This window comes from Candidatus Rokuibacteriota bacterium (assembly GCA_016209385.1).
Classification (GTDB): Bacteria; Methylomirabilota; Methylomirabilia; order Rokubacteriales; family CSP1-6; genus JACQWB01.
Genome location: JACQWB010000108.1, coordinates 1 through 8,646, shown reverse-complemented (window position 1 = coordinate 8,646; position 8,646 = coordinate 1). Strand labels below are relative to the sequence as shown.

The window sequence follows — 8,646 nt, the reverse complement described above, 5'->3', positions numbered from 1 at the left end:
TACCCCGAAGGGCAAAAGATCACGGATGATCAAATGGCCACACTCAACATCGAACGCGCGAAGTTTCATGGCGACTGGAACTACACGCTCCATTCACGAAGCCGTAGGACATAATAGGTCAGTTATTTATTAACACTTCCTAAGCTGTCCCCTCAAGTGGGGGATCCGGAGCACCGAGGTACTCGCTCTCATGACTCATTCTTCCCGAGATCGTCTCGGACATCTGAAATCATTCGCTCTGCAGGCCAGAAAAATCCCGTAGAGGATCGGGCATACTCAGCTGCCAAGCCCAGAACTTCCCCCTCCATGCCGTCCGAGACGAGACAGTAGAGAAGATCCCCTTGCCGCCAGAACACGACCGTGTAGCCCTCGATGTGGTTTACGAAGAATTCCCGACCGGCCCGCACGACCGGCTGGCCGAGCGCCCCGGACACCTCCCGCACAGGCATGATGAAGAGCGAGTGCATGCGCCCGCCGCGGTCAACCAGGATCTGAGCGCCCTCAGCTCTCGCCAGTCGAGCCCACCGTGTGGACATCTTAGCCTCGCCCCTCGGGGCGAGGCCTGGAAGCGCAACCGGCCTCGCCAAACGCCCTCGAAGCCAGCGGCCCACTTCTTCCTGGTCGGTCGTGGTCACCTCAAGCGGCAGGCGGCCCAGCATGCATTCGACATGGTCGGTGACCGCGGCCCGGACGAGCGGTGAAGCCTCCACCGGCGCGTGAGGCCGGAGCATCAGGTAGCTGACAGCGACAGCAACCACCAGGACAGCCGCGAGCGCCCCCCAGGCGAGCCGCGGCACCCGGACCGGCGACCATCGCGGCTTAGGGAACGTGATCAGTTCCAGCCGCGCCCTGATCCCAGCGCGAAGCTCATCGACCTCGACCGGGTTCGCGTAAGCGGCGGCGATGAGTGTCTTCGTTGCCGTCTCGGCTTCCACGTAGAGTCGGCAGCCCTCGCAGCCGCGTACGTGGGCCTCCAGCGCGGCCACCTCAGCTAGATTCTTGAGTTCCCCATCCACCCAGGCCGTGATCCGCTCTCGGTACTCCGGGCAAGCTGCCTCGTCTGACACTTCCGAGCCCTCCACCGGTTCACCCTTCACCATGGATATCGTTTCAGAGACCCGGAAGGTTCACGCGATCGCGAAAAGCCAGAAAAATGCTTGTGTGGCGGGTAGTTACAAAGGTGCGCGGCTTCAGCTCGATGGCTCGGAACGGATCGCTCGAGGAGTTCGTGGCGGGAGTGGCTGGCGATGCCGCTTTTCGACATTGAACCCCACGATCTCCTCATCAATCAGCTTGCCCAGGTTTTCCCATTCGGACCGGGGCGGGAGTCCCCAGAGATACGCCACGAGGGCCCAGAGCTCCTCCGGCGGCAGCGCGTCGGCGTACGAAGGCATCGGCGTCCCGTCCATGCCGGTCGCGATCGTCCGATAGAGATCCTCCGGGTCCGGCCCGCTCTTCCTGGGCAGCCGGGTGAGGTCAGTGGGACGGATTGGATTGCCCCAGTCGTCCGTGAGCCTGTCGCGCGACGGGCCATCGCCCTTGCCGCGCCCGCCGTGGCAGTCAGCGCAACCGGCGTCCAGATAGATCTGCCGGCCGCGGGCCACGAGCTCCGGGGCGCGGTTCGGCGGTGGCGGGATGGCGATGGGCGCTCTTGGCGCATCCCGTTCGAAGCGCCGCGAGAACCCTTTGATGTAGGCGACGACATCCCAGCGATCGGCCTCGTCCAGGTGTCCCTGCGGGACCATCCCCGTCCGTCCCACTCCCTTGGTAATGGTCCGGAAGAGATCCGAATCGAGCGGAAGCGAGCCCGAAGGGGTCGAACGGAACTTAAACTTCCCGGCCTCGAAGCTGGCGGGAGGGGTCTCGAAATGATGCCGGGCCATGCCCCGGCCATCACCGTTCCGTCCGTGGCAGATCGCGCAGTTCGCCTCATAGACGAACCGGCCCCGCTCCAGGTCTGGCTCCGGGCGATCGCTCAGGGCCCTCGAGGGCATCGAGCCAAAGCCTCCCAGAGCCAAAAGCGTGACGAGCACGCCCAGAACCAGCCGCAGTTTTGCTACGGAACCGACGTTCATGGGCTCTTGACCGGCCGGCCGCCCTGGATGAGGCGCTCCCAGCGCCGGCCGTCGTCGGTGGAGCGGTAAACATCGGAGCCGAAGGTGGCAAGGTAGAGCTTCCCCGGCGTCCGATGGAAGGCGATGTGGCTCACGGCGTCCTCCCGCCCGAGAAACATCCCGAGCGAGGTCCAGGTGAGGCCACCGTCCATGCTCTGGACGAGCCCCAGCGACGGGTGCGCCGCATACGCGAGGAGGACCTTAGCACTCTCCGGATGGAACCCAACGGCCGTGACGGGAACGCCTCTCAAGGCGTTGCCGAGATGATCCCACGACCGGCCGCCATCTCTGCTGACTAGGAGTCCGCTTCGAGTTCCCGCCGCCACGGTATCTCGCTCCGCGGGGTGAGCCGCCAGGGAGTAGATCTCGGCCAGACCCCGGGCCTCTTTCCGCTTCCACGCTCCGTTCCGGAGCGACACGCGGTAGAGGCCAGGGTTCCTCCCCACATTCCAGCCGTAGAGGGTGTCGCCGTCCACCGGGCTGAGGGTGAGGGCGTGGAAGTCGGCTACGCCCTCCAGCACCAGCGGCCGCCAGGTCCGGCCCCCGTCGCGGCTCACGATCACGCCCCGCGGGTTCGGGGAGTGAGAGCCCTCAGCGGGGTGGCCGCTTGCGACCATGAGCCCCGGTACCGTCGGATGGACGGTAAATCCCATAAAGTCTGAGCGATCGTCCCCGACGTACTGCCACTCCTTGTCATGGATCCCCGTCACGAGCCCCGCATGGGTCGCGATGTAGATGACGCGGGCGTCGCCAGCGTCCACTGCGAGGCCATGAATGTGGTGAAGTTGAAAGCCCCCCGCTGCTGCCTTCGCCAGCAGAAGCAGTATCGCGAGGGCCGCGAAGGTCGGCCCTGGGACGCCACACATTCGCCTTACACGGGCGTCCGCCGTTCTTCCGATCTCCCTCGTGAAGAGGCCCATGGCCTTATCCGACAAGAAAGCCGGCTTCCGCGATGGCAGCCCGAATCTCGCTCTCCGTGAGCTGGCCAGGGTCAAACGTGACTGTGACGTCCTTTCGGTCTGGATCCCCCTCGACCGTCTGGACCCCAGAGCGCTTGGTCAGGGCGGTGCGAATCGTCTCCACGCATCCCTCGCACTTGATCGTGGGTACGCCCAGTTGGATCGTTCTCATGACGAGCCCCCCTTTCAGGAAACGGCCTGGCCAGTGGAATCTCGTGATCTCTTCCAGCGTGCGGCCACGGGTCTCCACACCCACCATGTGCAGCACCCCCGCGGCCGCGATGAGCCCGGCCGCAAAAAACGCCTGGAGGCCGAGCACTGAGCCGCCGCCCGTCAGCCAGATGCCGCCCACGTACGGGCCGACAATGGCGCCTAGCCTGCCTGCCGCCGCGACGATCCCCGTCTGGCGAGCCCGCACCGCCGTGGGAGACACCTCGGCGGCGTAGACAGGGAGGGCGCCCCCGATCGAGGCGATGAAGAAGAACGCCAGGGCACTCGCGACCACCAGGAGGACGGGCGTCAGCTTCCCGGCGCTCGCGCCTGCACCGAGCGCCAGGAGCGCGAGCGCCCCTCCCGCGGCGTACACGACCAGCGTCCCCTGCGTGCTCCAGCGGCTGAACAGAAGCGCCGTGAGAATCAGGCTAGGGAGCCCGATGAGCGCCGAGAGCGCAAGGTAAGCGGAAGCGGTTGCGCCCGCGTAGCCGAGCCTTCCCAGCAGAGTAGGGAGCCAGGTGAGAAACCCGAAGTTGGCCAGGCCCCAGCCGAAGGCGAAGAACGCCAGGGCCGCGACGCGGCCGTAGGGCGTCCGGAGCGAAGTGACCGCCTCTTTACGCGGGCCATCTATCGACCACGATTCTGTAATCGCTGGAGTTCTCGCGATCGGGCCGAGGAGAGATTCGGCAGCCGCTCTCGCGTCCTGCACCCGGCCCTGAGCCAGCAGGTACCGGGCCGACTCAGGGACGATCCGGCTCCGCAGGGCCAGGATCAGGATAACCGACGGAATCAGGTTCACCAGCCAGAGTAGCCGCCACGCATGGACCTCCGGGTAGAAAGCCTTCACGATTGCTGCAGTGCCGGCCGCCAGGGCGTAGCCTCCCATCGAGCCGGCGATGCCCAAGCCTAGCACCGCCGTTCCCCGAAGCCGGGCTGGCAAGTACTCGCTAGCCAACGCGAACACCACGGGAATCTCGCCGCCCACGCCGAACCCCATCACGAAACAGGCCAGGAGTGACTGCCAGTAGGCCAGAGCGAACCCGCACAGCGTGGCGATCGAGAAGATGCCGACTGTCCAGAGCAGTGCTGCCCGCCGTCCGACGCGGTCGGCCATGAACCCCCAGAGGACGGACCCGATCACGGTCCCGCCCATCCCAGCCGCGGGGAGGTAAGCGGCGCTAGCTTCGGAGAGGCCCCACATCTCTCGCATCCCAGGGATCACGAAGCCGATGGTCGCAGGCTTCTGGTAGTCGAACACGAGCGCAGCGAGCAGTGCAGCCAACAAGAGGCCATGCCGCCGCGTGAAAGGCGCCTGCTCCAGCGCCGCGATAACCTCGCGTCCGTTTCCGTTGAACACGAACCCTGGTGCAGAGCGCGAGCGGTCAGGCATGGGCCGCTCGCTCGAACGCCGCCCTCAGGGCGTCCTCGGTGATGAGCCCGTCGAGACGCTCCACCTCTTTGCCGTCCCGTGTGAAGAGCGCCGTCGGCAAGCTCATCACGCCGAACCGGCGGGCCGCATCAAGATCGCGGTCAACGTCCACAGAGCCCGCCGCTTGGAGCACCTTGGACTCAACTTCCGCGCTCGTCAGCGTCTCAACGTGGGACATGGTTGATCCTGCGTGGCCCCGTGTTTCGAGTACGGCGGCACGCATCAGCCGACAGTTCGGCCCTGCCAGATCTCGACGAGCCGCTGGCGAAGAAGGCGCCGCCCGCGATGCAGGCGGGAGCGGACGGTACCGATGGGGCAATCCATGATCTCGGCCACTTCGTCGTAGCGCATCCCCTCGCCATCGACAAGAAGAAGCGCCGTCTTGATCTCGGCGGGCAGGTCGGCCAGGGCAGCCTCCAGATCAGCCTCCGTGCGCTGGCGCACCGCTTCGGCCCTGAACTCTTCAATTGCACGACTGTTCTCCTGTAGCCCCGCGTCCGGTTCGGCAAGCTCGATCTGGCGTCCCTTCCGCCGGAGCAGATCGACGTAGGCATTGCGAAGGATGCGGAAAAGCCACGCGCGGAAGTTTGTGCCCGGTTGGAATCGAGGAAAGGCTTCAAAGGCCCGGAGGACGGCATCTTGCACGAGATCGTCCGCGTCCGCTCGCTTCCCACGGAGGAGGAAACGGGCAAGCCGAACCATTGCTTCGAGGTGCGGGAGTACCATCCGTTCAAACTCGGAGGACGGCGCGCCGGACCCGGCATTGCTCACCTCCTCTCACCAGCATCCATGGGCTACCGTTCCCCGTGGGGCCGGGTCGGCATCGCCAGCTTCACGTCATCCCAGCAGGTCACGGCCAAGGGTGAGGAAATACAAACTGACTGCCGTAATCAAGCCGCCGGCGACGCGGCGCAGACAGGGAGCAACCCGCTGGATCTTGGGAAGTGTCCACGACTGGTCACTGAAGAGGCCCAGGAGAAGGACCGGAATGCTGCGCCCGAGCCCGAACGCCACGAGCCCTCCAAGGCCAAAGACAGCGTTCCCCTTTGCCGCCGCAACGGCGAGCGCCGTAACCAGGACGGGCAATGCACACGGTGAGGTCGCAACCCCGAACGGCACCCCCATCAAAAACGCCTGGGTGGGGCCCGATGCCGCCTCTCCGCTGGCGCCGAGACATCGCAGCCACTTCCACCGAATGACCCCGAGCATGTTGAGTCCCATGATGAGGGTCAGCAGGGGGAGCCACTTTGCCAGACCGAAGCCGGTCAAGATTCGGCCTCCCCAGGCCGCCAGTAAACCCAGAGCTCCGAGGGCAGTAACCATCCCCAGGGAGAAAGTAGATGCGACCGTCAGGCCGTGGTTTGGTTTGGGGCGACGATCCACGGGGTGAAGCTGGCCCAACACGGCCAGCCCCGCGGCGACTCCGCTGGGGCTTACCCCGGCAATGAGCCCACCCAGGCTGATCAGCGCAAGAGCGGTAACGGAGACGACGCCGTCGTCCTTCAGCCCTTGAAGAGCGGCCGCGATCGTCCCGGAGACGGCGAATAAGAATTCAATCACGGGTCACGAACTTTTCTTCACAACTTCGACGCCCGGAGACAGGAGGAACCATCCCTCGCGGTCATAGCCCATGCCGCGAAGTCGCCCGTACACGAGTCGTCCCATCGCCTTTACCGTCGCGCCACGCAGTTGTTGGGGCATGTAGACCATCGGAACGGTCTGGACGAGCACTTCCCCGGTGCCGTCCCGAAGGAGGAGCCAGCAGCCCATCGTCGGCCCCATATCGACGACGTTTCCCTGCACAGCCACGGTTGGGGCGGACCGTCCCTTGGCATGGGCCACGGCCTCTTCGATTCGGACCGGATCCTCTGCCTCCTTGCCAGGAGCCCCATAGGTGTCCATGATAGAGCCGGACCGATCGGGCAATCGGGTATAAGCCCAGGCCCCATAGAAGACGAACCCGCCGATAGAGAGCAACACGAGCCAGTGCCAGTTCCGCATCTCGTCACTTCCCCTGAAAGGGCTGGATAGAAGGGATTCCCTCTTTTAAGGAGACGTGCACCCCTGCCAGGCTCCCACTCTCACTCTTGGGCTACCGCCGCCCGCCTGGCCAGCTAAGGAACGGCATGTTGACGACCACGCCGGGGCGCTCGACGGTCGCCTCCCCTTTGGTTTCAGCCTCCTTCACCTCGGCCGCCGACGTCAGCAGGCGCGCCGACCGCTCGTCCTTCCAGGTGACGATGTGTACGGCGCGCAACGGGCTGTAGCCCTCAGCGCCGGGAGGCTTCTCGAACACGTCAGGCTGAAACCCGAAGGGCCCGCCGCCTTTCACGCCGTTCTTGAACACATAGACCCTCGCGAGCATCGTGTCGGGCGCCTGGGCAAGCAGCGGGACCACGAGGACCGGAGACTTCATCATGCGCGTCAGGAGGTCCGCCACCTTGGGGTCCGACACCTCGGTGTGGATGAATCGGATCCGCTGTCCCTCCGCATAGGCCTTCACCGGCGGCACCCCGACGGGGTTCAGGAAGTACCCCGCCGCGTACCCTGTGGCGAGAGCGGCGATGATCACGGCAACCCAAACCCACTTTCTCATCTCACTTCTCCTCCCCTACGACGTGGCCGATGCGGGTGAGGGCTTCTTCAATGGCTCGCACCTGGCCCTGGCCATCCCGCATGGTCACGATCACCTGTTTGGTTTGAGGATCCCCCTCCACGGACACCACGATCGGGAGCTTCCCGAGGGTATCCTGGATCTTGGTCACGCACCCCTGGCAATGGATGCTCGGGACCGTGAGCGTCACCCGCCGGAGCGCGGCTCGGCGCCGTGCGAGCCGCGGGACCAGGCGGCCCCAGAACGAGTTGAGGAGGACTGCGGTCACGCTGGCGGCCATCGCGGCCATCGCCCAGACCGGAGCGATGAGCCCCGTCGTGGCCAGGGGCACCCCCACCCCGTTGAAGCTGAAAGCCAGGGAGAGGTTCTGGACGGTCTTCCGGTAGGTCCTGCGGGCGATGTGGTACGCGTCCACCACGGCGCTCATTCGCTCACCCACCAGGACAACATCGGCGGATTCGATGGCGATGTCAGTGCCGGCGCCGATCGCCAGCCCCACATCGGCCTGCATCAGCGCCGGCGCGTCGTTGATCCCGTCTCCGACCATGGCCACGCGCTTCCCCTGCCGCTGAAGCGCGCGCACCCGCTCGGCCTTTTCGGGCGGCAGCACCTGGGCCAGCACCTCGCCGATCCCGACCTGCTCCGCCACTGCCCGAGCCGTTCGCAGATTGTCCCCCGTGATCATGACGGGCTCGATGCCGTTTGCCCGGAGCCGTGCGATCGCCTCCGCGGCATCGTCCTTCACGGTGTCAGCCAGGGCGATGAGCCCGGCGGCCCGCCCTTCCGTCGCCACTGCGATGACGGTCTGGGCCCGGGCCTCGTGCTCCGCCGCCGTTTGCCCGAGCGCGCCCATCTCAACCCCAGACTCTGTGAGGAAGCGAAGGGTGCCAACGAGTACTGGCTTGCCCGCCACAGTGGCCTTGACGCCCTTTCCCGGAACGGCTTCAAATGTCTCCGCGCGGTCGAGCCGAAGGCCCTTAGCCTTGGCGGCCTTGACCACCGCCTGACCGAGCGGGTGTTCGGAAACCTGCTCGGCCGACGCCGCCAGGGCGAGGAGACGGTCAGCCTCCCAGCCACCCGCTGGCAGCACCTCCACGACCCGGGGCTCGCCGTGCGTGATCGTCCCGGTCTTGTCCAGGACCACGACCGACACATCCTTGAACGCCTGGAAGGAGGCGGCGCTCCGCATCAGGATTCCCTGGCGGGCGGCCTCGCCGCCACCGCGGATCATCGCCAGGGGGGTAGCCATGCCGAGGGCGCAGGGGTAGCCCATCACGAGCACGGCCAGGGCCGCAAAGCCGGCGCGGTCCCAGTCGG

At 65.9% G+C, this 8,646-nt stretch carries 11 protein-coding genes; 1 reads left to right on the top strand and 10 read right to left on the bottom strand.

The window, feature by feature from the left end:
• Positions 1-114: hypothetical protein (locus HY726_07320; GenBank protein MBI4608798.1), on the top strand; the 114-nt coding region annotated here is incomplete at its 5' end.
• A gap of 74 nt (positions 115-188) precedes the next feature.
• Here the strand turns inward: HY726_07320 and HY726_07315 are convergent.
• The 10 genes from HY726_07315 to HY726_07270 form a co-directional block, all read right to left on the bottom strand.
• Positions 189-1,067 carry a zf-HC2 domain-containing protein gene (locus tag HY726_07315; GenBank protein MBI4608797.1) on the bottom strand — a complete coding sequence of 293 codons (879 nt, stop codon included), beginning with the start codon at positions 1,065-1,067 and terminating at the stop codon, positions 189-191.
• A 123-nt stretch (positions 1,068-1,190) separates the two neighbouring features.
• The gene (locus tag HY726_07310) at positions 1,191-2,075 is read right to left on the bottom strand and encodes a c-type cytochrome (GenBank protein ID MBI4608796.1); all 885 of its coding nucleotides are present in this window, start codon (positions 2,073-2,075) and stop codon (positions 1,191-1,193) included.
• A complete protein-coding gene (locus tag HY726_07305; GenBank protein ID MBI4608795.1) occupies positions 2,072-2,875 on the bottom strand; it encodes a hypothetical protein in 804 nt (267 codons plus the stop codon). The genes HY726_07310 and HY726_07305 overlap by 4 nt, the downstream gene beginning before the upstream one ends.
• Positions 2,876-3,038: 163 nt before the next feature.
• Positions 3,039-4,676: an MFS transporter gene (locus HY726_07300; protein ID MBI4608794.1), complete on the bottom strand. Its 1,638-nt coding sequence runs from the start codon at positions 4,674-4,676 to the stop codon at positions 3,039-3,041.
• Complete coding sequence (locus HY726_07295) at positions 4,669-4,893, bottom strand: hypothetical protein (GenBank protein ID MBI4608793.1); 225 nt, start codon at positions 4,891-4,893, stop codon at positions 4,669-4,671. The genes HY726_07300 and HY726_07295 overlap by 8 nt, the downstream gene beginning before the upstream one ends.
• Before the next feature lie 44 nt (positions 4,894-4,937).
• Entirely contained in the window at positions 4,938-5,486 is a 549-nt protein-coding gene (locus tag HY726_07290; protein MBI4608792.1) for a sigma-70 family RNA polymerase sigma factor, read from the bottom strand.
• Between the two features lie 66 nt (positions 5,487-5,552).
• Positions 5,553-6,275, bottom strand: coding sequence for a sulfite exporter TauE/SafE family protein (locus HY726_07285; protein MBI4608791.1), 723 nt, complete (start codon positions 6,273-6,275; stop codon positions 5,553-5,555).
• 3 nt (positions 6,276-6,278) lie between these two features.
• Complete coding sequence (locus tag HY726_07280; GenBank protein MBI4608790.1) at positions 6,279-6,716, bottom strand: hypothetical protein; 438 nt, start codon at positions 6,714-6,716, stop codon at positions 6,279-6,281.
• 91 nt (positions 6,717-6,807) lie between these two features.
• A complete protein-coding gene (locus HY726_07275) occupies positions 6,808-7,311 on the bottom strand; it encodes a hypothetical protein (GenBank protein ID MBI4608789.1) in 504 nt (167 codons plus the stop codon).
• 1 nt (position 7,312) lies between these two features.
• A partial coding sequence (locus tag HY726_07270; GenBank protein ID MBI4608788.1) for a heavy metal translocating P-type ATPase occupies positions 7,313-8,646 on the bottom strand: 1,334 nt, incomplete at its 5' end.